This window comes from Nonlabens sp. SCSIO 43208 (assembly GCF_050703575.1).
Lineage (GTDB): Bacteria > Bacteroidota > Bacteroidia > Flavobacteriales > Flavobacteriaceae > Nonlabens > Nonlabens tegetincola.
On the sequence record NZ_CP065365.1, the window covers coordinates 1853449 to 1876222 of the forward strand.

General features: G+C 35.1%; 18 protein-coding genes and 1 CRISPR repeat array (1 of these 19 cut by a window edge). Of the genes, 10 read left to right on the top strand and 8 right to left on the bottom strand.

Going from position 1 to position 22774, the window contains the following annotated elements; genetic code table 11:
* Window positions 1-1059: a CRISPR direct-repeat array (repeat unit 46 nt; unit sequence GTTGTGAATTGCTTTCAGATTCAGATTTTTAATGATCTTTGACAAC) (it extends 659 nt beyond the left edge of the window).
* 109 nt (window positions 1060-1168) lie between these two features.
* Genes cas2 through cas9 form a run of 3 tightly spaced genes read right to left on the bottom strand, consistent with a single transcriptional unit; the run spans window position 1169 to window position 6860 of the window.
* Window positions 1169-1513, bottom strand: coding sequence for a CRISPR-associated endonuclease Cas2 (cas2, locus tag I5168_RS08445; protein WP_431471497.1), 345 nt, complete (start codon window positions 1511-1513; stop codon window positions 1169-1171).
* Window positions 1510-2427: a type II CRISPR-associated endonuclease Cas1 gene (gene cas1 / locus I5168_RS08450; RefSeq protein ID WP_431471498.1), complete on the bottom strand. Its 918-nt coding sequence runs from the start codon at window positions 2425-2427 to the stop codon at window positions 1510-1512. The genes cas2 and cas1 overlap by 4 nt, the downstream gene beginning before the upstream one ends.
* The gene (cas9, locus tag I5168_RS08455; RefSeq protein WP_431471499.1) at window positions 2424-6860 is read right to left on the bottom strand and encodes a type II CRISPR RNA-guided endonuclease Cas9; all 4437 of its coding nucleotides are present in this window, start codon (window positions 6858-6860) and stop codon (window positions 2424-2426) included. Before cas9 ends, cas1 begins: the two co-directional genes overlap by 4 nt.
* A 395-nt stretch (window positions 6861-7255) precedes the next feature.
* Here cas9 and typA point away from each other — a divergent pair, with 395 nt between their 5' ends.
* Window positions 7256-9061, top strand: a complete 1806-nt coding sequence (gene typA, locus I5168_RS08460) for a translational GTPase TypA (protein WP_042280309.1) — start codon at window positions 7256-7258, stop codon at window positions 9059-9061.
* Between the two features lie 155 nt (window positions 9062-9216).
* On the top strand, window positions 9217-9882 hold the full coding sequence (locus I5168_RS08465; RefSeq protein ID WP_431471500.1) for a hypothetical protein: 666 nt from the start codon (window positions 9217-9219) through the stop codon (window positions 9880-9882).
* A gap of 54 nt (window positions 9883-9936) precedes the next feature.
* Here I5168_RS08465 and I5168_RS08470 read toward each other — a convergent pair whose 3' ends face one another.
* Genes I5168_RS08470 through I5168_RS08480 form a run of 3 tightly spaced genes read right to left on the bottom strand, consistent with a single transcriptional unit; the run spans window position 9937 to window position 12089 of the window.
* Entirely contained in the window at window positions 9937-10284 is a 348-nt protein-coding gene (locus I5168_RS08470) for a carboxymuconolactone decarboxylase family protein (protein WP_060524643.1), read from the bottom strand.
* 16 nt (window positions 10285-10300) lie between these two features.
* A complete protein-coding gene (gene tatC / locus I5168_RS08475; RefSeq protein WP_042280304.1) occupies window positions 10301-11122 on the bottom strand; it encodes a twin-arginine translocase subunit TatC in 822 nt (273 codons plus the stop codon).
* Window position 11123: 1 nt separating this feature from the next.
* Window positions 11124-12089, bottom strand: coding sequence for a KpsF/GutQ family sugar-phosphate isomerase (locus tag I5168_RS08480; RefSeq protein ID WP_167342185.1), 966 nt, complete (start codon window positions 12087-12089; stop codon window positions 11124-11126).
* 85 nt (window positions 12090-12174) lie between these two features.
* Between I5168_RS08480 and recQ the strand changes: the two genes are divergently transcribed.
* Both recQ and I5168_RS08490 read left to right on the top strand, forming a co-directional pair.
* Complete coding sequence (gene recQ, locus I5168_RS08485; protein WP_060524644.1) at window positions 12175-14367, top strand: DNA helicase RecQ; 2193 nt, start codon at window positions 12175-12177, stop codon at window positions 14365-14367.
* Between the two features lie 192 nt (window positions 14368-14559).
* A complete protein-coding gene (locus I5168_RS08490; protein ID WP_167342184.1) occupies window positions 14560-15105 on the top strand; it encodes a hypothetical protein in 546 nt (181 codons plus the stop codon).
* A 49-nt stretch (window positions 15106-15154) separates the two neighbouring features.
* Here the strand turns inward: I5168_RS08490 and I5168_RS08495 are convergent, their stop codons facing one another.
* Window positions 15155-15787 (bottom strand): hypothetical protein, encoded by a 633-nt coding sequence (locus tag I5168_RS08495; protein WP_431471501.1) that lies wholly within the window; start codon window positions 15785-15787, stop codon window positions 15155-15157.
* A 121-nt stretch (window positions 15788-15908) separates the two neighbouring features.
* Here I5168_RS08495 and I5168_RS08500 point away from each other — a divergent pair, with 121 nt between their 5' ends.
* The 3 genes from I5168_RS08500 (at window position 15909) to trhA (ending at window position 18541) form a co-directional block, all read left to right on the top strand.
* The gene (locus tag I5168_RS08500; RefSeq protein ID WP_431471502.1) at window positions 15909-16841 is read left to right on the top strand and encodes a peptidylprolyl isomerase; all 933 of its coding nucleotides are present in this window, start codon (window positions 15909-15911) and stop codon (window positions 16839-16841) included.
* Between the two features lie 123 nt (window positions 16842-16964).
* Window positions 16965-17915 carry an NAD(P)H-dependent flavin oxidoreductase gene (locus I5168_RS08505; protein WP_431471503.1) on the top strand — a complete coding sequence of 317 codons (951 nt, stop codon included), beginning with the start codon at window positions 16965-16967 and terminating at the stop codon, window positions 17913-17915.
* Window positions 17915-18541: a PAQR family membrane homeostasis protein TrhA gene (gene trhA, locus I5168_RS08510; RefSeq protein WP_105019230.1), complete on the top strand. Its 627-nt coding sequence runs from the start codon at window positions 17915-17917 to the stop codon at window positions 18539-18541. The genes I5168_RS08505 and trhA overlap by 1 nt, the downstream gene beginning before the upstream one ends.
* Here the strand turns inward: trhA and I5168_RS08515 are convergent.
* Window positions 18536-18922 carry a hypothetical protein gene (locus I5168_RS08515; protein WP_431471504.1) on the bottom strand — a complete coding sequence of 129 codons (387 nt, stop codon included), beginning with the start codon at window positions 18920-18922 and terminating at the stop codon, window positions 18536-18538. The genes trhA and I5168_RS08515 overlap by 6 nt on opposite strands.
* Here I5168_RS08515 and I5168_RS08520 point away from each other — a divergent pair.
* The 3 genes from I5168_RS08520 (at window position 18921) to I5168_RS08530 (ending at window position 22745) form a co-directional block, all read left to right on the top strand.
* Window positions 18921-19070, top strand: coding sequence for a hypothetical protein (locus tag I5168_RS08520; RefSeq protein WP_167342180.1), 150 nt, complete (start codon window positions 18921-18923; stop codon window positions 19068-19070). The two genes, I5168_RS08515 and I5168_RS08520, sit on opposite strands and share 2 nt — an antisense overlap.
* Before the next feature lie 39 nt (window positions 19071-19109).
* The gene (locus tag I5168_RS08525) at window positions 19110-19877 is read left to right on the top strand and encodes a 3'-5' exonuclease (protein ID WP_042280296.1); all 768 of its coding nucleotides are present in this window, start codon (window positions 19110-19112) and stop codon (window positions 19875-19877) included.
* 99 nt (window positions 19878-19976) lie between these two features.
* Window positions 19977-22745: a helix-turn-helix transcriptional regulator gene (locus I5168_RS08530; RefSeq protein ID WP_431471505.1), complete on the top strand. Its 2769-nt coding sequence runs from the start codon at window positions 19977-19979 to the stop codon at window positions 22743-22745.
* Window positions 22746-22774 lie beyond the last annotated feature (29 nt).

Consider the following 22774-nt stretch of genomic DNA (forward strand, 5'->3'; position numbering starts at 1 on the left):
GGTGGTAAGAAATTTACTCCTTTACCGTTGTGAATTGCTTTCAGATTCAGATTTTTAATGATCTTTGACAACTAAAAAACTTTGTGGGTCTTATTCCTCGTCGTTGTGAATTGCTTTCAGATTCAGATTTTTAATGATCTTTGACAACTAAAACTTCTACATACATAATAGAAACATTGTTGTGAATTGCTTTCAGATTCAGATTTTTAATGATCTTTGACAACGTTTGTGAAAGAGAAGAGGCTATCAATCATGTTGTGAATTGCTTTCAGATTCAGATTTTTAATGATCTTTGACAACATCACTACTCGTTGCAATGTTTCTCGATTAGTTGTGAATTGCTTTCAGATTCAGATTTTTAATGATCTTTGACAACACGTGGTAAAGAATGGGTTTTGAACGGTAAGTTGTGAATTGCTTTCAGATTCAGATTTTTAATGATCTTTGACAACTAGGTATTGTTATATTAATAATCCTAGCACGTTGTGAATTGCTTTCAGATTCAGATTTTTAATGATCTTTGACAACAATGATTTACAAAAAGAAAACAAAACATCTGTTGTGAATTGCTTTCAGATTCAGATTTTTAATGATCTTTGACAACTTAACCCAGCTAAACTGCAAGAGGAACTTTGTTGTGAATTGCTTTCAGATTCAGATTTTTAATGATCTTTGACAACTAAAAACCTTCAAAAGTGTTATTGTCGCAAGTTGTGAATTGCTTTCAGATTCAGATTTTTAATGATCTTTGACAACTCTTAACGGTTCTATAAACTACGATAGTTAGTTGTGAATTGCTTTCAGATTCAGATTTTTAATGATCTTTGACAACCAGGACTGAATATCCCTTGCGGTAACGTTGTTGTGAATTGCTTTCAGATTCAGATTTTTAATGATCTTTGACAACGTTAAAGTATAATCGTAGTTGCGACTACATGTTGTGAATTGCTTTCAGATTCAGATTTTTAATGATCTTTGACAACAGTAGGTGATAGACGTTATGCAACAATCTAGTTGTGAATTGCTTTCAGATTCAGATTTTTAATGATCTTTGACAACATACCCAGCGCAAATCGCTGGGTATGTTTGTTTTATGGGATTGCACAGAAATGTCTTTTTTGGAGCTATTTGTAGGTCTCGACTACGCTAGACCTTACATTATAGTTTTCTAAAATAACTCCAATTGTTGGCTACCTGTTTCTTTTTCTACTTCTTTTTTGCCGTGAAATAATTCCATCATCCCAAACTGTTTATCGGTTATCTGCATGATACAGACCTTTCCTTTTTTTGGAAGGTTGTTTTTAGTTCGTTTAATGTGCACTGCTGCATTTTCTCTACTGGGGCAGAACCTAGTGTAGATTGAGAATTGGAACATATTGAACCCGTCATCCAGCAATCGCTTTCTAAAACCACTGGCAGCTTTACGCTCTAGGCGTGTTTCCGTAGGTAAATCAAAGAATACCAGTACCCACATAGTTCTATACGCGTTTAAACGATCTAATTGTGATATCATACATCTGCAAAGTGTAAAGACATTTCAGGGTATAGTATTTTACGGCTAGAGCCGTAAAAACATTCCCAAAGTGAATTGGTCGTTCTGCTCATAGCGTTCATGAGCGGACTCATCTTGCCATCTATTTTTACGTCTAAGGCAGGTATCATTAAGAGTTCACTTTTTATTTGTGTGGTCAAGTTTTCGATATTAGCTCCTGTCTCTACAATGTCATAAACTACCTGATCAACAAATGGACGATAGGGTTCCATCACATCGTCTGCTAGGGTATAGGCATTGTACTTATTGCTATGAAAGATGCCTACGGAAGGCAACAAACCAGAACTGACCAAGGCTCTAGCGGCCACAGCTCTTAAAATGGCATAACCATAATTCAACAAATTGTTTGGGGCTATTCCTTTTTGATTTCTAGAGAAGTCAGGTATATCAAACAAATTCTGGAAATAAAAAGCAGCTGCCAGCGCTTCTTGGTTATCATGATCGGCTGTTTTTACCTCTTTGACATATCTTTTGAGACGCAATGGGTTTTTACCTAAACGTTTAAAGTGTAATGCTTGGTTTTTAATTTTGGCGATAACGGTCTGTTGCCATAAATTCTTTTTAAGCGGTATACTTGCATTAAGTTGATGCCTGTAACGTTCTGTTTGTTCGCTATGACCTTGAAGAGGTTGCAAAAACCCTGTAGGTAAGTGTTGTGCATTGCAGGTGATTACAGCTGTTTTATTCTCGATTAGTTTTCTTATTAAACCATTAGTGATTGTGATTTGCGGATGTTCAAGGACTATAAATCCTAAATCTTCAATAGGTATGGTTTTATCTTCTTTATTCTCGCACTCCCGAAAACCAACTACCAATTGCTCATTCCTAGTACTCAAATATGCTGGGTTACCGAAAAAGATAGTGCGTTTGATCATTGGATTACCTTTTTAATATTCCCTAGTTTATCAACTACTAGTTTCCAACAGATCTCTTTTATTTGTATTCCTTTTATACTTGCTGTCTTGTCATCATATGAGCCAGAAATTTTTCCTGTTTTAGGGTTTAAATTCATATCTACTTCTTTTGGTGCTATTGCTTTGGAATGATGAATCGGTGAAAAATAAATAGCAGAAGAAAAATCATTAACAACAAATAGCCGCTTAGTTTGATCTGAAGTTAATCTTTGAAAATCGACCAAATCTGAATTTACCTGTTCTTCTTCATTTGGAACATAAACCAAATCGTTTGGCGTTAAGGAAAACAAGAAATTACCTTTAGAATTATCAATGGGCACCTCTGTTCGTTCAGATTTTGGTAAGTGAGCCACTTGTTTTTGATGTACAATCACCTCGTTTAAGGGAACGGTTTCAAAAGTTCGTTTTTGTTTTTTTATATCCCAATAGATATTAAAGAATAGATTGGTGCCCTTGGCAGCCTCAACGAATTTTGTTGATTTTTGTCCAGACTCACCTATGGCAAACTTTACACCTATTTCATAAAGTCGTACTTTTTTGATAGGTTGATGAGGTTTGCCGCCATTCAATTGTTGGATGTTTTTGTTTAATTCATCAACACCATCTTGATTGAAAGCTAATTCAAAGTTTTCATTTCCTTTATCATCTACATAATTTTTAAGGTGATTGTTTAAAATTTTCTGAATGCTAATGTCGGTAATGGATTCGAGTCGTTTACGAGTTTGCAAATCGGCGAGATTGACTCTAGTTGCTGTGGCAATTTTACCTTTTGGGGTGTTCATATTTATTTTTCCGGAGACGGTTTCCTTATGCATTGGCTTGCGTATTGCCCAATTGTTACCTTTGGTTTGCTTTACCAATTTCTTTTTTAATTGCCCGCTTTCTGTAACCCATTGCCACGTTTTATTGTTAGTCTTATTAATAACTCGATTATTCTTTTTAAAACTCACAACGATTGTTTCTAAGCTTGCTTTCGCTTGTGCGGTAAATCCATTCCAAGGTTTTTTATAATGCTTTGCAACAGTACGTTTTTTACCATTTTTATCAATAATTTTCGCAGTTTCTCTCAACTTACTTACCAATGAATTGTTTTTGCGTTGTGTATTAAGCGATGTGATATAGTTGATGTGATCTTTAGTGGTGCATGCAATAACTAAGGCATCCAAGGCGTGGTGACGATGGTCAATACGTTTTTTACTAAATCCACGTTCAATTTTTTTTGGGACTTGAATGCGGAATGAGTTAATCTTATCATCCCAATAACCAAAATCATTGCTTTGAGTCATCTGATTGAGGCGTTTAAAACGTGGTGCAATAAGTTCGTTCCATTTGTCATTGAGACCCCAATCTTGTTTTAGCTTTGATGTTATGGCACCAGTAACTGGTACCAAATGCTTTGAAGTCGCTTCTTGCTCTCCGTCTTCACGTACGATATTACTCAATAAGCCTTTTACAATTTTACTGATGTATCTACTATCATTGAGTTGACGATTGATAAACCCTTCTGGTATATCCTCGCTTAATAATCGTTCTAGTTTTGACTTGTTTTTTTTGAAATACGACTGGCAGTGCTCTTCATACTGTTCCAATGAGAAAAGTTTGACCGTTCTACCTTTTCCCATATCTATCACTGCACCACCATTGTTTTTCAAAAATTCGTAAGCCGTTCTGTTGTCTTTTTCTTCATTGACAGCACTTTCACAAATAATCTTATTGTTCATAGAGTTGTCAAAATAGCGCGACTGTGGGATGATGTGTTCAATTTGATAATCAGTAGAAAACAATTCGGTAAGAGGTATAATTCGACCCGTATAAGGAGATACATAGCCTTGTTCTAGCCATAATTTATATCTTGTAATCTCTGCAGCAGTAGGTTTACTATTCCTTCGTATTTTTTCAATATCTTCATCTACTTCTTTTAAACTTGTAAACAAACCATCTTCATAAATTTTTAGGATTTCTTGGTGAGATGGAGAGTATGGGCGAACATCGTCTTTAACATTTGGATCGTTTTTAATTTCTTCCAATAATGCCTTTATACGATCATTGGTATTTTCTCGTTCAGTATTTGCTTTTGAAAGACGTTCACGAGTGGCTTTGTCATTTTTCATTTCTCGACCTAATTCCACATGTATCTCATCAAAAGGTTTTTTATAAACATCCTTGCCATCACGCAATTCTTTCTCACCATAGTATTTCCATATGTCACGTACTACACGCAAAGTTTCTAGCACAACCTGCTCCACAATTGGGTTGCGTAGGCTATGTTGTTTAAACTCTTTTAAAAATTTATCAATGTCCTTTGGTTGTCTCCATTGCACGATGTTACCTATTTCTGAGTGTCTATCATAAACTGCATAGCAGGCTTGATAAGTATTCAATCCTTGATAAGGGTATTTCTTGTTTTTCGCTTTGGAGAAAGCTTTTAATAAACGTCTTGGCACATCATCATCTGCAACCGACTCTAATTTGTCAAGGTTATAATCTAAAGACTCGAGGCGTTCAACAATACTTTCTATTCTTATTTTAACTCTATGAGATAATTTACTTTCTTTCCAGAATTTACCCATTCTCATCATAGGCAACAGTTTTTTAATAGCTTTTTCAGAATAGGCACCGTACGAACTTGGAAATGGAGGAAATCGATTGAATTGTTCTACAAAACTTTCTACTGGCAAATGGTGCTTTTTAGCGAAGGTCGCTATTGCCTTACTATATTCTATCTTATCGGAAACTGAGTAAATAATATGCCATAATTGCTTGATAAAATCGTTTGTAGCGATTTGAATGGTTTGAATACCGTCAACTTTATCTAGCCTTTTTTTAATGACGCTTGCCGTTTCATTACAAGGATATTTTTTGTCTTCAGGAAAGTTCCAGCGATGTATGTCTTCTTTTAATTTGAAAAGACTGAGAAACTGTTTTTGATTTATATCTTCTTTTTCATTAAGCTGTTCATAAAGTGATGCGTATTCTTCTGGAGTTTGTAGATAATTACTTGTCACATCAATATCAACAGCTGGTTTGCCGTCTACCTTGCCTTCTCTCTGATATATTTTAAGATTGTGTATCAATTGCCACAAACGAAATTCTTGAAAAATAGGATTTGACTTAGGTATACACTTTAAATGTTGCTCGATGTGTTCACCGTCTTTATTAATGTATACTCGTGTTTCGTAGGGGCAATCTGCAATAGATGATTTTTTGCTTTTTAGCGGTCGTTGATAAAAGATAATGTCATTGATGAAGAAATGTGCAAAATCTAAAGCTAGAAGTGTTTGAGCGTGTGCCTCATTTCTGGGATATAACTCATTTACACACTTTTCGAAAGTTTTCTCATTAAACAAGTGAGAATGTTTATCTAGCTGTGTTTTTAGAATTTGCCTTAATTCTTCACGGTAGAATTTACGCTCGATAGTTTTGACCAATTTACCTCGTATTTTTTGCTTGGGGTCTTTCAATAGCGCTTCAAAAATGTATTGTCCTACCGTTTTTTTGCTAGCTTCAATATTATTTTCTGTTTTTTTCTTTATTGCAATCCAGTCTTTTTCTGAATCTACAGCACGGAAGCTACGTTTCTCATTTCCTTCCTTATCAAGTTTTATTGAGCCATCTTTTTCCAAAGTAGTGGTTACAATGAATTCTTTTTTCTTCCCTTTCCATTCCAGTAAAGAATCTTTGCTTTGGCGACGATATATCCAGCCATTTTCAAGAATTACGTTGTACCAAGTACCACGGGCATTTTTATCATCTGTTTCCTCGACTTCTGACACTAAGAGCTCATAATATTCTTCACATTTGTTTTTTGAAACCTCTTCTTCCTCACCTCGCAACTGGTAATAACCACGCTTTTGATTAAAGTGGAGTAAAATCCACGCCAGTTCTTCTTTTTCTATTTTTTTTGTTAAAGCTTTTTGTCGTAAGTAGTAAATCGTCCAATCGTATGGTATTTTAATGTCGTGTCCATGCGCCTTGAAAACATTTATCATTTCGTTAAATGAAGATTGAAATATGAAGGAATGATTTCCGTCATCATTTTTAATATAAGGTAGTTTCATCTCGGTATTAGGTTTAAATTGACCTAACCGCTTTTCAAAATCAATACTACTGGCGTAATGCTTGGGAAGCATTTCTAAAATATTTAGAACGCGATGTAAACGCTCACGACGTAAATTATCTCTTTGATAAAGTCTTCTTGCACCTCGATATTGAGTTCTATCTGCTGTAGCAGAAATAGTTTGACCTGCATCAAAAGCACCTAGCTGTTTTCCATCCATAGGAATGATTCGTACACCCATTCCATCAATTTGCCCTTTTTTATTTTTTAAATCAAGTTGAATTTGTGCCCATCCAATTGAGTTTGTTCCTAAATCTAGTCCTAAAATTTTTTTCATATAATGGTTAGTTATTTATATCTTTACAAAACTGAAAGCAATTCACAATAAGGATTATTCCGTTGTGAAAACATTCAAAGCGGCCTTTACGGGTCGCTTTTTCTTTTGGTAATAATTGTATTAAAAAATATAACCCCAAAATTTCCTACTTCATGGGTAAGAAATTTTAGGGGTGATTAAAAGTAGGAATAATATTGCTTATAAATTTAACTTTTGTTATAAATTAGATTAACGGGTTATTTTTTCGTTTCCAACTTTAACTTTTAAGATCAAATAAAGTAAATAGTCAACTACGCTTTCGCGAAAGCGAGTACAAATTAACACTGCAATAAAAATAAAAAGCCTAAAAACCAATAAATAAGAGTACTTTTGCAGCCTGAAATTAAGGTACTATAATGAAAGACATCAGAAATATCGCGATTATCGCACACGTTGACCACGGTAAAACTACCCTGGTAGACAAGATTTTACACCATTGTGAGATTTTTCGTGAGAATGAATCTACTGGAGAATTAATCTTAGATAATAATGACCTAGAACGTGAGCGTGGTATTACCATTCTTGCAAAAAACGTTTCGGTAACCTATAAAGGAACTAAAATTAATATTATCGATACTCCTGGTCACGCCGATTTTGGTGGTGAAGTAGAACGTGTTCTAAACATGGCCGATGGGGTTTTGTTACTGGTTGACGCTTTTGAAGGTCCAATGCCTCAAACTCGTTTTGTTCTTCAAAAAGCAATTGACATGGGACTTAAACCATGTGTAGTTGTAAACAAAGTAGATAAAGAAAACTGTACACCAGACGAAGTTCACGAGGCAGTATTTGACTTGATGTTTGAATTAGGTGCCGAAGAATGGCAAATGGACTTCCCAACGGTATATGGTAGTGCCAAAAATAACTGGATGAGTGACGATTGGCAAGATCAAACAGATTCTATCGAGCCGTTACTTGATATGGTAATTGAGCACATACCTGCTCCTAAAGTGAGTGAAGGTACTACTCAAATGCTTATTACTTCATTAGACTACTCTAGTTATACAGGTCGTATTGCGATAGGTAGAGTGTCTAGAGGTACTCTTAAAGAAGGGCAGCAAGTAACCTTGTGTAAACGTGACGGTAGCCAGATGAAGTCTAAAATCAAAGAGCTTAACGTATTTGATGGAATGGGCCGTGCCAAAGTAGCCGAAGTTCAAGCAGGAGATATTTGTGCTGTTGTAGGTTTAGAAGGTTTTGAGATTGGAGATTCTATCGCCGATTATGAAAACCCTGAAGCTATGGAAACTATAGCGATTGATGAGCCTACAATGAGTATGTTATTTACTATTAACGACTCACCATTTTTTGGTAAGGATGGAAAATTTGTTACTTCTAGGCACATTAAAGACCGTTTAACTAAGGAGCTTGAGAAGAATCTTGCTCTGCAAGTGCAAGATACAGATAGCGCTGATAAGTTTATGGTTTTTGGTCGTGGTGTGTTACACTTATCGGTTCTTATAGAGACTATGAGAAGAGAAGGGTATGAGCTTCAAATCGGGCAGCCACAGGTTATCATCAAAGAGATAGATGGTGTTAAATGTGAGCCAGTAGAAGAACTTACCATTGACTTACCAGAAAACGTTAGTGGTAAAGCTGTTGAAATGGTTACTATGAGAAAAGGTGAAATGACTAGTATGACTCCTAAAGGTGATCGTATGGTTATTGAATTTAAAATTCCATCTAGAGGTATCATAGGATTAAGAAATCAGTTAATTACTGCGACAGCTGGTGAGGCGATTATGAATCACCGTTTTATAGCATTTGAACCATTTAAAGGAGAAATTCCAGGTCGTATCAATGGATCGTTAATCTCTATGGAAAAAGGTACAGCTATCCCTTATTCATTAGATAAACTTCAAGATCGCGGTAAGTTTTTTATAGCGCCTGGTGAAGAGATTTATACAGGTCAAGTGGTAGGTGAAAATTCAAGAGCAGATGATCTTGTCGTTAACCTTACAAAGACTAAAAAATTATCTAACGTGCGTAGTGCAGGTGCAGATGATAAGGTGAAAATCGCTCCGCCGATTAAATTCACTCTAGAAGAAGCACTGGAATACATACAAAAAGATGAGTATGTAGAGGTAACACCTAACTTCATTAGACTACGTAAGATTTTCCTTGATGAGAATGAACGTAAAAGAAGAGCGAAAGAATTAGGTTAAAAACTGCGTTCAAATAATTACAAAAGGTCTGTGAGCAATCACAGACCTTTTTTTTATTATCATTTGTAATTTTTACAAGTTTAATTTCTAACAATTTGTAGAATACATCATATAAAAGTCTATAATTCAACTAATTTGGTTGAAAATCATTTATTATGAATTACTTTAAAATTCTATTGTTGCTATGCTTTACTATGATACTTGCTGCTTCTTGTGAAGAAGTACATGAGGAAAGTGAAATTAAAGATGTTAGACTTTATGGACCAGTGTACCAGTCTGATGAAGAACAAAAGGACCTCATTGTAAAAAATGTTTACGATGTAGGTGATTGCATATCATTTGTAAATGATGATGAATTAGAACTACAAGCTTGTGTTCAAAGAGTAAATAAAGGAATTAGTCAGCGAGGAGGAACTACCGGCTGGTATTCAATACCTAGATATCAAACGGAATATTCAACCATTCATTTCACAATAGACGATCCTAGAACTAGTTTTGAAACTACTCTGGCTTACGTTGCAGATTTCTCAAGATTTGGCAACTTTAATGTGAAATTACTATTCAGCTGCTATAATAATAATGCAACGCAATTTACTGATGGAGTAGTGCTTAATGGTTTTTTTGACCAACCCGAACAAGTGATGACCATTGGTGAGAGAACGTTTTATCGTGTAGTTGAAATCAACTCAGGTACAACATTAGAATATGTTGATTCACATACCAATATTGCGATTAATGTGAATAAAATATGGTATGATATAGATTATGGTATTGTTGGGTTTTCTACAGTTCAAAATGAAGATTGGCTCATTAAATCTTAATAAAAAAAGGCCTGTGAACCATCACAGACCTTTAAATAAAAACGTTATTGTTTTTTAGTTTTCTTGTTCTAGAGCATCCCAATACTCATAGGCACGTCTTAAGTGTGGAATGACTATGGTACCGCCTACTAAGGTTGCGATTGACAAAGCCTCAACAACTTCTTCTTTTTTAAGACCAGCTTCTTTACTAGCTTGTAAATGATAGCGCACGCAGTCGTCACATCTTAAAACAGTACTTGCTACTAGACCTAAAAGTTCTTTAGTCTTCTTGTCCAAGGCACCTTCAGTAAAGGCGTTTGTGTCTAGATTAAAAATACGTTTGATAACTTTATTGTTATCTTCAAGAATAGCATCGTTCATTTTGGCACGATAACTATTGAATTCTTCTACAATATTACTCATAAAATTAAATGCCTTATTAGGCTACTTTTTTACGTTGTCTATAAAGTACAAACATAGATATGAAAACACTTAACTCGTATAAAATTAACACAGGTATAGCAACTATTATCTGACTTTGAATATCAGGTGGTGTTATCACAGCAGCAACGATTAGGACAATTACTAGTGCAAACTTGCGGTATTTGCGCATAGCTTGTGGTGTACACAATCCTACTTTGGTTAAAAAGTACACGATTATAGGTAGTTCAAACATGATTCCGCAGGAAAGAACACAGGCTCTTACTAAACCTATATAACTATTTAAATCAGGTTCAAACTTAATAAGTTCTGATAATTCATAGGTAGCTAGAAAATGCACTGATAACGGAGCGATCAAATAATAACCGAACAATGCACCAGTAAAGAACAGTAATGAGCTTGCGATGATAAACCCTTTAGAATATTTACGTTCATTTGGTTTAAGCCCTGGAGAGATAAAATTCCAAAACTGCCATAAAATCCATGGAAAAGCGGTTATAAATCCTACCGTAATCGAAGTCCAAATGTGAGCACTGAATAAATCAGGCATTTTTCTGGTTTGAGTAGCAAAATTTAAATTAGGATCACAAAATTCACTTTCAAATCCTAGCCATTTAGCAAACTCACAAAATTTCTGGTAACTGATAAAATCATTTTTACTAGGTCCCAGAAGAACACCGTCGATTACTACGTCTTTAAAAATGAAGGCAACAATTGCCATTAAGAGCACGCCACCTATAGATCTTATAATTGCCCATCGCAATTCCTCTACGTGATCAAGAAATGACATGTTGTTAGGGTCTACTTTTTTTCTAGCCATGTTATAAGATACCTTCTCTTATTAAATCATGAATATGGACAACACCTGCGTACTCACCGTTATTGGTAGCTACTAGTTGAGAAATATTGTATTCCTCCATAGTTTCTCGAGCCTCAACTGCCATCGCATCTGTATCGATAGTTTTAGGGTGATCGCTCATTATATCGTGAGCTTGTAAATCGTCTATATTACGACCACTAGTGAGCATTCTTCTTAAATCGCCATCAGTAATAACACCTATAGCCTTAGACTCACTAGTCACAACCGTCATCCCTAGCATGTTTTCTGAAATATTAATGATCACTTCACGTAAACTAGTGCTTGCAGATACTTCAGGCTTTTTATTTTGAGAAACAAGATCATCAACCCTTAAATAAAGTTTTTTACCTAAAGCGCCACCTGGATGATATTTTGCAAAATCCTTATCACTAAACCCTTTTAATTCTAGCAGACTTACCGCAAGAGCATCACCTATAACTAGTTGAGCAGTTGTACTGGTAGTAGGAGCAAGGCCGTTGGGACAAGCCTCTTCCTCAATAGGAGCATGTAGGATAAAGTCTGCTTCCTTACCTAAAAAGGAATCTTTATGACTAGTAATTGCTATCAAAAGGTTGCCAAAATCCTTTATTAGTGGAACAAGTACTTTTATTTCTGGAGTGTTACCGCTTTTTGATAGGCACACAACAACATCATTTTTCTGTATAATTCCTAGGTCACCGTGTATAGCATCAGCGGCATGCATGAAAATAGCTGGTGTCCCAGTACTGTTCATGGTAGCTACCATTTTTTGCGCGATTATAGCGCTTTTACCTATTCCAGTAATGATGACCCTACCGTTTGAATTATGTATGGATAATACCGCTTTCGCGAAAGCGGAATCAATACTATTTATTAAATTATTAACAGCTTGTGCCTCAATGCTTACTGTTCTTTTTGCAGCTTCAAGAGCTTTATTTTCTAAATCCAAGAGTGATAAGATTTAATAGTAATTTGAAATATTCTAATTTAGTCGTAAATTTAGCTTACAAAGATAACAAAAACACAAGCGCCGGATGGCAGAAACACAAGTCTCTCTAGAAGAAAGCCTCAAGAAATATTTTGGATTTGATAAATTCCGTGGATTACAAAAAGATGTAATCAAGACCCTACTTAATGGTAATGATGTCTTTGTCATTATGCCTACCGGTGGTGGTAAATCATTATGTTATCAGTTACCTGCACTTATGCAAGATGGTACCGCAATCGTGGTATCACCATTGATAGCTTTAATGAAAAATCAGGTTGATGCAATACGTGGAGTTTCTGATAGTGATGGAGTAGCGCATGTACTCAATAGTTCACTATCAAAAACAGATGTTCAACGTGTAATGAATGATATTACTAGTGGTGAATGTAAATTGTTGTATGTAGCACCAGAGTCACTGACCAAAGAGGAATATGTAGAATTTCTCAAGGAGCAAAAAATATCTTTTCTTGCGGTAGATGAAGCGCACTGTATAAGTGAATGGGGTCATGATTTTAGACCTGAATACCGCAACCTGCGTAAAATCATTGATAGAATAGGAGCTAACATTCCAATTATTGGTCTTACGGCAACAGCAACTCCAAAGGTGCAAGAGGATATTTTAAAAAACCTCCAAATAACAGATGCTACCACTTTTAAGGCAAGTTTTAATAGACCTAACTTATTCTATGAAGTACGTCCTAAAACAGCTCAAGTAGATGCAGATATTACTAGATTTATTAAACAAAATGACGGTAAGTCTGGTATCGTTTATTGTTTATCTCGTAAAAGGGTGGAAGAGCTTGCCCAAGTACTGCAAGTTAATGGTATAAAAGCAGTTCCTTATCATGCAGGGCTCGACGCAAAAACAAGAGCAAATCACCAAGACATGTTCCTTATGGAAGACGTTGATGTAGTAGTCGCGACAATTGCATTTGGGATGGGAATCGATAAACCTGATGTACGTTTTGTAATTCATCACGATATACCAAAGAGTATAGAATCTTACTATCAAGAAACTGGTCGTGCAGGAAGAGATGGTGGTGAAGGACACTGCCTTGCCTACTACTCTTATAAAGATATTGAGAAGTTAGAAAAATTCATGTCGGGAAAACCGATTGCTGAACAAGAAATCGGTCATGCATTACTTCAAGAAATGGTAAGCTATGCAGAAACTAGCATGAGCCGCAGACAATTTATTCTTCATTATTTTGGAGAGCAGTTTGATCCACAAACAGGTGAAGGCGGTGACATGGACGATAACATGAAAAACCCTAAACCTAAAAAAGAAGCCGTTGAGGATGTAAAAAAATTACTCAAGGTAATTTCTGATGCTGGTGAAAGATACAAGGCCAAAGACATAGTCAATATTATCAAGGGTAAAACTAATGCCATGATAAGCAGTCATAAATTGGATCAACATGATTTTTTTGGTAGTGGTAAGGATAAAGATAAAAACTACTGGATGGCGCTGGTACGTCAAATAATGGTTGCAGGATATATACGTAAGGATATTGAATCCTATGGTACCTTAAAAATGAAGAAAGAAGGTAAAGAATTTTTACTTTCTGGATCAAGTTTTATGATGACCGATGATCATAGTTATAGTGAAAGTGATGATAAGGTAATTGGCTCTGGAAAAGGCGGTGCTGTTGATACTCAACTTGTCAAATTTCTAAAAGATTTACGTAAAAAGGTAGCGGCACAAAAGAACGTACCACCGTATGTTGTTTTTCAAGATCCTTCCATTGATGACATGGCTACGAAATATCCAGTTTCTCTGGAAGAGCTCGCAAATATTCATGGTGTAGGTGAAGGTAAGGCTCGTAAATACGGTACGCCTTTTATTGATTTGATATCAAAATATGTTGAAGATAACGACATTACAAGACCAGATGACCTTGTAATTAAAAGTACAGGTTCAAAATCTGGAAATAAACTTTACTTCATCACTAGCATTGACCGTAAATTAAGCTTTGATGATATGGCTAGTGCAAAGGGAATGGAGATGAATGAGCTTATAGGTGAACTTGAAAGTATCGTATATAGTGGTACAAAATTAAATATTCAATATTGGATTGATGAAATGCTTGATGAAGATCAACAAGAAGAACTTCACGATTATTTCCTAGAATCAGAAAGTGATAAGATTGATGTGGCTATGGATGAATTTGACGGTGACTATGAAGAGGAAGAATTGAGATTATATCGATTAAAATTTATAAGTGAAGTAGCCAATTAGGGTTATAAAACATAAATTATTGTGTATTAAAGCTTTAAACAAATCTGTTTAAAGCTTTTTTATTTATCTATTAATCAGTTCGTTATAATTTCCTTTGGATAGTTAAAACCTAACTGGCACGGCTTTTGAAATCCAATTAATAGAGGAAGCCGAAAATCATTATAGAGTAGGCATCATTAAAACATAAAAATCATGAAAAAAGTATTACTATTTATGGCACTAGGTTTAATGTCTTTGAACTATGCCTCAGCTTTTGAAATCAATAAGAGTGACAGTCATGATTTTGAAAATCATAACCGTAGAATACGTAATTCACAAGCAGTTATTTTTAATCATCGAGGAGTGGATTATGCAATATCTCCTACAGGTAGATTATCATTTGACGCAGGTATCCGTAGTAGCGATCGCAGAATAAGAGGAAGAAGAGTCGCTACAAGAAATAACTTAATAAGATATAATCGATACGGTGAGGTCACTAAAATTGGAAATACTCGTATTTTCTATGATTCTCGTGGACGTGTAAGAAAAGTAGGAAACATAAGAGTAGATTATACAAGAGGTTGGTTAAGTAGAGTAGGTGGACTTGATGTGCGCTACAACCGTCGTGGAAAGTTAATTGCTGCTAGAGGATATGTTAATCCATATAGAAACAGCGGTACAAATCAAGATTTTGGTCACTTCCCAGATGAGGACGATGCATTCGATAATGGAGTTTTCTTTGAAAGAAAGTCTCAATAATAACAAACAGCCGCTCAACGAGCGGCTGTTTTATTTACAATTTAGATTATTATAAATCCTCAGGTTCTAAATTCCTAAAAGAATATTTATAACCTCCGTAAGCCGCAAAACCATAAAATAATATATCCATAACACTAAAGGTTTCTGCCATTATTGGAAAAAATAATGACCAGTCAAATAGGTTTAATGTTTCCATGTAACCTAAACCTTCATTATCTGCTATCATTCCTATAATACTGAGAAAATTTCCAACGACGCAGCTCAATAATGCAATTGAAGCTCCAATAATTCCAAAATATTGTTCAACGCCTTTTCCAGCAACACGGTTAGCAAACCCTACTGCAAACCCTATTGCCACAGCCATGTAACCTATTTGGTAACCGGTTGAATTTGTGATTAGAGCCCATAAAATAGAACCAACTATTCCTGTGATCAATGCAGCTGTTATTCCAAGAGGTAAATTTTGTTCTGTTTTAAGTTTTTCGAATTGTTGTGAAGTGATTTGTAATCCAGCTTCTACTGGTGTAGTACGATTTATGTAGGTCGGGTCCTTTTCATATTTCTCGCAAACTGGATCAAAATTTGCCCTTTCATTAGTAAAGCTACATAGCATACCTTTTTCAAGATCCATTTTACGATTTACACATTGATTACAGAATGCGAGTTGTTCTGCTCTTGTCATAATTTGGTTGGTTTAAAAGTTTGGTATGTAAAATACTTAATATTACTCATCTTTCCAAAGTAGAAATCTCAAAGAATTACTTAATTGAACAACGTATCTTTGCAACTATAAAAATTTAGAAATGCAAGAAGGATTATACGCAAAATTTGATACTACCAAAGGAGAAATTTTGGTGCAATTACATTATGACAAAACTCCTGGAACTGTAGGAAACTTTGTGGCACTAGCCGAAGGTAATATAGAGAATCAGGCAAAGCCTCAAGGAACACCTTATTACGATGGATTAAAATTTCATCGAGTAATTCCTGATTTTATGATTCAAGGTGGTGATCCACAAGGAACAGGTGCTGGTGGACCAGGATATAAATTTGATGATGAGTTCCATCCAGAATTACGTCACGATGGTCCTGGAGTTCTTAGTATGGCCAATGCTGGTCCAGGAACAAATGGTTCTCAGTTTTTCATTACACATGTAGAAACAGCTTGGTTAGATGACAAGCATACTGTATTTGGAAAGGTGATGGAAGGTCAATATGTAGTTGATGCGATAGAACAAGGAGATGAAATTAAAAAAGTATCTATCTTAAGACAAGGTGAAAATGCCGAAGCGTTTAACGCAGTAGAATCTTTTAGACAATTTGAAGGAGCAGCTCGAGCAAGAGAAGAGCAAGCCAAAAAACAAGCAGAACAAGAATTAGAAGAGATCGCTGCTGGATTTAATAAAACTGAAAGCGGATTGCGTTATCAAATAATCAACCATGGAGAAGGCAAACAAGCAGAAAAAGGTAAAACTGTAAGTGTACATTACAAAGGAATGCTTGCAAATGGAAAGGTATTTGATTCTTCATACAGTCGTAATCAGCCTATTGATTTTCCATTAGGGATGGGACAAGTAATTCCAGGTTGGGATGAAGGAATCTCTCTATTAAAAGTAGGAGACAAAGCAAGATTAGTTATCCCTTCTCACTTAGGATATGGAGCTTCAGGAGCTGGTGGAGTAATCCCACCAAATGCTGTTCTTGTTTTTGACGTTGAATTAATGGACGTAAAGTAAAATAGAGCTTCCAGATTTTATAAATAAGCCAGGTTATAAATTACCTGGCTTTTGTGTTTTATTATAGTTTATAATCCTGTTAAAGACTTCAATTCTTATTTTTACAAAAACTAATACTCAATAATGAATCCTAGGAGAATTACTGAATTATTTAATATTAAATATCCCATTATTCAAGGTGGAATGATATGGGCAAGTGGTCACAAATTGGTAAGTGCTGTAAGTAATGCAGGTGGATTAGGTTTACTAGGTGCAGGATCCATGTATCCTCATGTACTTAAGGAACACATTCAAAAAACTAAAAATAGTACTCATAAACCTTATGGAGTTAATATTCCACTATTGTATGCAGATTTGGATCAAATTCTCGAAATAATTATTGAAGAAAAAGTGCCTATCGTTTTTACAAGCGCCGGAAATCCTAAAACGTATACACCTATTCTGAAGGAAGCTGGTATAAAGGTGGTTCATGTAGTGAGCTCTGTAAAATTCGCATTAAAAGCTCAGGAAGCTGGAGTTGATGCAGTAGTTGCAGAAGGTTTTGAAGCTGGTGGACATAATGGAAGAGAAGAAAGTACGACGCTTACTTTAATACCACAAGTTGCCAAAGCTATTGATATCCCGCTTATGGCGGCAGGTGGAATAGCCACAGGTCAAGGAATGCTTGCAGCAATGGCTTTAGGAGCCGATGGTGTACAAGTAGGAAGTAGATTTGTAGCCACCCATGAAGCTAGTAGCCATATGTCTTTTAAACAAGCAGTTGTTGATGCTGGTGAAGGAGCCACTCATCTCACCTTAAAAGAGCTTGCCCCAGTACGTTTATTAAGAAATAAATTTTGGCAAGATGTTCAAGAGTTATATACCTCAAATCCAAGTATTGAAGATCTTAAACAATTATTAGGAAGAGCTAGGGCAAAAAAAGGAATGTTTGAAGGAGATATGAACGAAGGTGAGTTGGAAATCGGACAAATTTCTGGACTTATAGATGATATAATTCCAGCGGCACAAGTTGTTGAAAATATGATAAACGAGTTCAATACCGCAAAACAAGAATTATCTAAAGTCAATTTCTAGTGGGAAGAGCTCAAACCGCCCAAGAGGAAAATTGGAATGTCGCAACGCATGGGATAGGAATTCTTTTATTCCTAGCCTTTTCTATCTATTATCTTTTTTCAGATTATCAAACTGATTATTTCAATTTAAAACTGGGAACAGTAATTTATTTTGTATCACAAGTTTTCTTATACACCGCATCCACAGCCTATCATTACGTAATTCCTGGTAAGCTGAAATTTAAACTGCGTAAAGCTGATCATATTGCTATATACTTGTCCATAGCAGGAACCTATACGCCTATTTGTTTATCCGTTTTATGGGATAGCAATGGGCCTACCATTCTTATTGCTGTCTGGTCGATCGCTTTGTTCGGCACCATATGGAAATTGTTTTTTACAGGAAAATTTGAAGCCTTTTCCAGCTTACTTTACTTGGTAATGGGATGGTTAGTCGTCCTAGATATTGACACGGTCACTAGAGAGTTTTCTGAGGATCAACTTACGTATCTAATCGCTGGCGGAGTCTTTTTTACAGTAGGAATAGTTTTCTACGCTTGGAACAAACTATATTTTAACCATGTAATTTGGCATTTATTCGTTCTGGCAGGTAGCTTCAGTCACTACTTACTAGTATTTACCTTATAATGTTTTCTTTTTCACCTTTTCTGCAGCTCGATTGGTCTTTAATGAAATACTATCACCTTTTGTGATATTCAAATTATTTTCTGGTTTTGTAACGATAGCGGTATAAGTATGAACGGTGTCTCTACGATTTTTGAGAGGAATTAATTGAATTAGATCTACCTTATCTTTTGCAGGAATGGTTTTAATTATTGGTCGGTCTGCACTACGCCTAAAACCTTCACTTTTAACCATAAAGAACAAATCTAAATCCTTATCGGTAATATTTTCTGCGACGTAGGTAATGCTGCGACGGTCCTTTTTAATTGTGATTAGTATTCCTTCATGAGGATTTTGTTGAGAACCTAAAAAAAAGAGAGTAAGAATTGTTAATAATGCTTTCATGAATCTGTTTACTTTTAATAAGCATATACCATGCCTAAAAATTGTTAACCGGTATATTTGTAAAAATAATAATAATCATATTGGAATAGGGTATGGTGTAATTACCAGTTACTTGAAAGTTGATGGTTACGCTTTCGCGAAAGCGTAATAAATAACCTACCTCATTTTAAAATCGTATCACAATTATATGCAATTACAACTGCACAGGCCAATTTGTTTTTTTGATCTTGAAACTACTGGTGTTAATATTTCTAAAGATAGAATTGTAGAGATATCCATACATAAAATATTTCCTGATGGCGAGGAAAAGACCTATACATATAGAGTAAATCCAACTATACCTATTCCACCTGCTACCACTGCTGTTCATGGTATTTCTGACGATATGGTAAAAGATGAACCTACCTTTGAGCAGCTAGCTCACGAGATCAACAATATCATTAAGGACAGTGATCTTGCTGGTTATAACAGTAACCGTTTTGACATACCATTGCTGGCAGAGGAAATGCTGCGTGCAGGCGTAGATTTTGATATGGGAAAAAGACATGCCGTGGACGTCCAAAACATATTTCATAAAATGGAACAACGTACCCTAGTGGCAGCATATAAATTTTATTGTAATAAAGATTTAACCGATGCACACAGCGCAGAAGCTGATACCATAGCCACCTATGAAGTGCTTAAAGGTCAATTGGATAAATATCCTGAGTTAGAAAATAATATTAAGTATTTATCAGAATTTTCAACCCAACGTAAATCTGTCGATTTTGCTGGAATGATAGTATACAATAAGGAAGGTGAGGAATGCTTTAATTTTGGTAAACACCGCGGTAAAAAAGTGGTAGATGTCCTTAATCAAGAACCAGGATATTACAGTTGGATACAAAATGCTGACTTCCCGCTATACACTAAAAAAGTTCTCACTGCCATCAAACTTCAAGGTTTCAATAAATAAGATGTTGTATGTTGATTCCTCACGAGGATTATCATCAACAGCTTACTGAGAAGAAATTGTATAGTTTTTTTAATTACATTTGGGTAAAGTGCTCCAAATTTGAAAACTATACAGAGGTATTTACTATTTATTCTAATTATAAGTCACTTCTTAGGGGCTCAAGAACTTCCACCTATACAAAACTTTGATCCTGTTACTTATCAAGCAGGTAATCAAAATTGGATGATAACCCAGGATAGGTCAGGCTATATCTATACCGCAAACAATCAAGGGTTACTAGAATATAATGGTTCACACTGGAACCTTTATAAAACACCTAATGAAAGTATTATGAGGTCTGTTCACGTGCGTGATGATCTCATCTTTACAGGTTGTTATAGAGATTTTGGATATTGGAGTAGGAATAACAAAGGCCTTCTAGAATACACTTCTATTGTCAAGAAAAACAATCTTGAATTAGGAGAGGATGAGGAGTTCTGGAGCATTCAATCTGCAGGTAATCAAATTCTTTTTCAATCTTTATCACATATCTATGTTTACAATATTGAAACTGGTGGAATAAAACCTATTGTAAGTGATGAGGTGATTCATAAGTTTTTTAAAACAGGAAACAACTACTATTTTCAAGTCCTTAATAAAGGTTTGTATCAACTGGAGAATGGAGCATCAGTTCTTAAATATCCTTCTACTGCCATAGGTACAATAGGTTTTGTTCAATTGTTTACACAAAACAATACGCTACTGGCGATTACCTCACAAGGTGAAATACTTCAATTAGAAGATGGTCAAATAACAAATAAGACTTCGATCGCTATAAATGAAGGACTTGCTGTTTATGATGCAATTCTTCTTAAAAATGGTAGTATAGCTTTGGGAACTATAGCAAATGGATTGATGGTTATTTCACCGCAAGGTGAATTACTTTATCAAATAAATCAAGCACTAGGTTTGCTTAATAATACCTGTCTAAGCATATTTGAAGATAGTAAAGAACATCTATGGATAGGTTTAGACAAGGGCGTTTGTACTATACAACCTAATTCAGGGGTTTCTGTTTTCAACGATTACAAAGGAGTATTAGGTACGGTTCATACTGCTTTTAAATTAGAGGATAATTTATACGTTGGTACTAATCAAGGTCTATTTATTAAAAAAGGGAATGATAACTTCAAGTTTGTGCAAGGAACACAAGGGCAAGTTTGGAGTTTAGACTTTCTTGATGGTGTATTATTCTGTAATCATAATATTGGATTATTTGTTGTTGAAGAAGATAAAGTAACTCCAATTTCAAATTCAACCGGTTTTTGGAAGACCTTAAAAATAAAGGAGAATACGTATTTATCTGGTAGCTATAAAGGTTTGTACCTTTTAGAACGTAAGGAGTCTGGATTTGAGTCAACTCCAATTAAAGGCTTTTCGATCAGTTCCAAAGCTATTGCCATTGATGCAGACGATACGGTTTTTATTAATCACGAATATAAAGGAGTTTATAAGATAACTTTAAACGACGCATTAACCACAGCATTATCAGTTGAGAAAATTGAAACCCTGCCAAAGGGAATTGGTTCGGATATTATAAGTTTCAAAGGAGATATTATATACTCAAAAAGAGGAACTGTTCATGTAAAAAAGCGAACCGATTCTAATTTCAGGCCTAATGCTAAACTCAGTAAAATAGTCGAAGACATTAATTACACGTCGGCATCGCTAGTGGAAGAAAATGGATTGCTATGGATGTTCAATCAAAATAATATTTTTCAAATAGATACCGAGGATATTAATGGTAGCTTTTCTATAAAGGAAATTCCATTTCAATATAATTTTAGAAGAGAAAAAATAGGATATGAAAATATTCATCATATTGGGAATGATGATTATCTGCTAGGAACAAGCTTCGGTTATTTAAGTTTGAATACAGAAAATTCTTCAGATGAATATTATAAACCAGTAATTACTTCGGTGGCTACTAGGGATAACAATTCAGAAAAATACCGATCTTTAATTGATGGAGTTGATTTTAATAATAATATAGGAACGATATCCATTAGATATACGGTGCCTACGTTCAATATTTTAGATCAAGTAGAATATAGTTATAAATTACAAGATGAATCATGGTCTACCTGGTCAACAAATGCCTCGACACAGCTTAAAAATCTTTCGTTTGGAGATTATACTTTTAAGCTTAAATCTCGTTTAAATGGTGCAGTCCTTGAGGATACTGTGTCTTTTAATTTTACTATTCAACGACCAGGTTATTTGTCAAATACTGCTATTGTAATTTATGTACTCTTAACAATCGTATTAGTTGGCTTATTAAATGGATTTTACATTTGGTATTTTAAGCGAAAAAAGAATGCAGCCCTTCAAAAGCAACAGCAAGAGCTCGAGTTGAAAAACCTTGAGAATGAAAAACGAATTGTTGAGTTACGTAATTCAAAACTTAGAGGCGACATTGAACTACGTAATAAAGAATTGGCTGTGGCAACTATGGCAATGATCAAAAAGAATGAAACTCTTAATGAACTTAAGTCGCAGTTATCTAAATTACCTGAAGCAACCGAAACCAAATCACTACGTAATCTGGTAGATAAAAACCTGAACAGTAAACAAGACTGGATAACCTTTGAGGAAGCCTTCAATAATGCTGATAAAGATTTCTTTAAAAAGATAAAAGAACGTCATCCTAATTTAACCTCTGGTGATCTACGTTTATGTGTCTATTTGAGGTTGAATTTATCTTCTAAAGAGATTGCTCCTTTACTCAATATTTCTCCTCGTAGTGTTGAGATTAAACGATATCGTTTGCGTAAAAAGTTGGGATTGGACCGCGATATCAGTTTGTCAGGTTATATTGTTGATATTTAAATTATACTATCTGCTGTAATTTTAATACA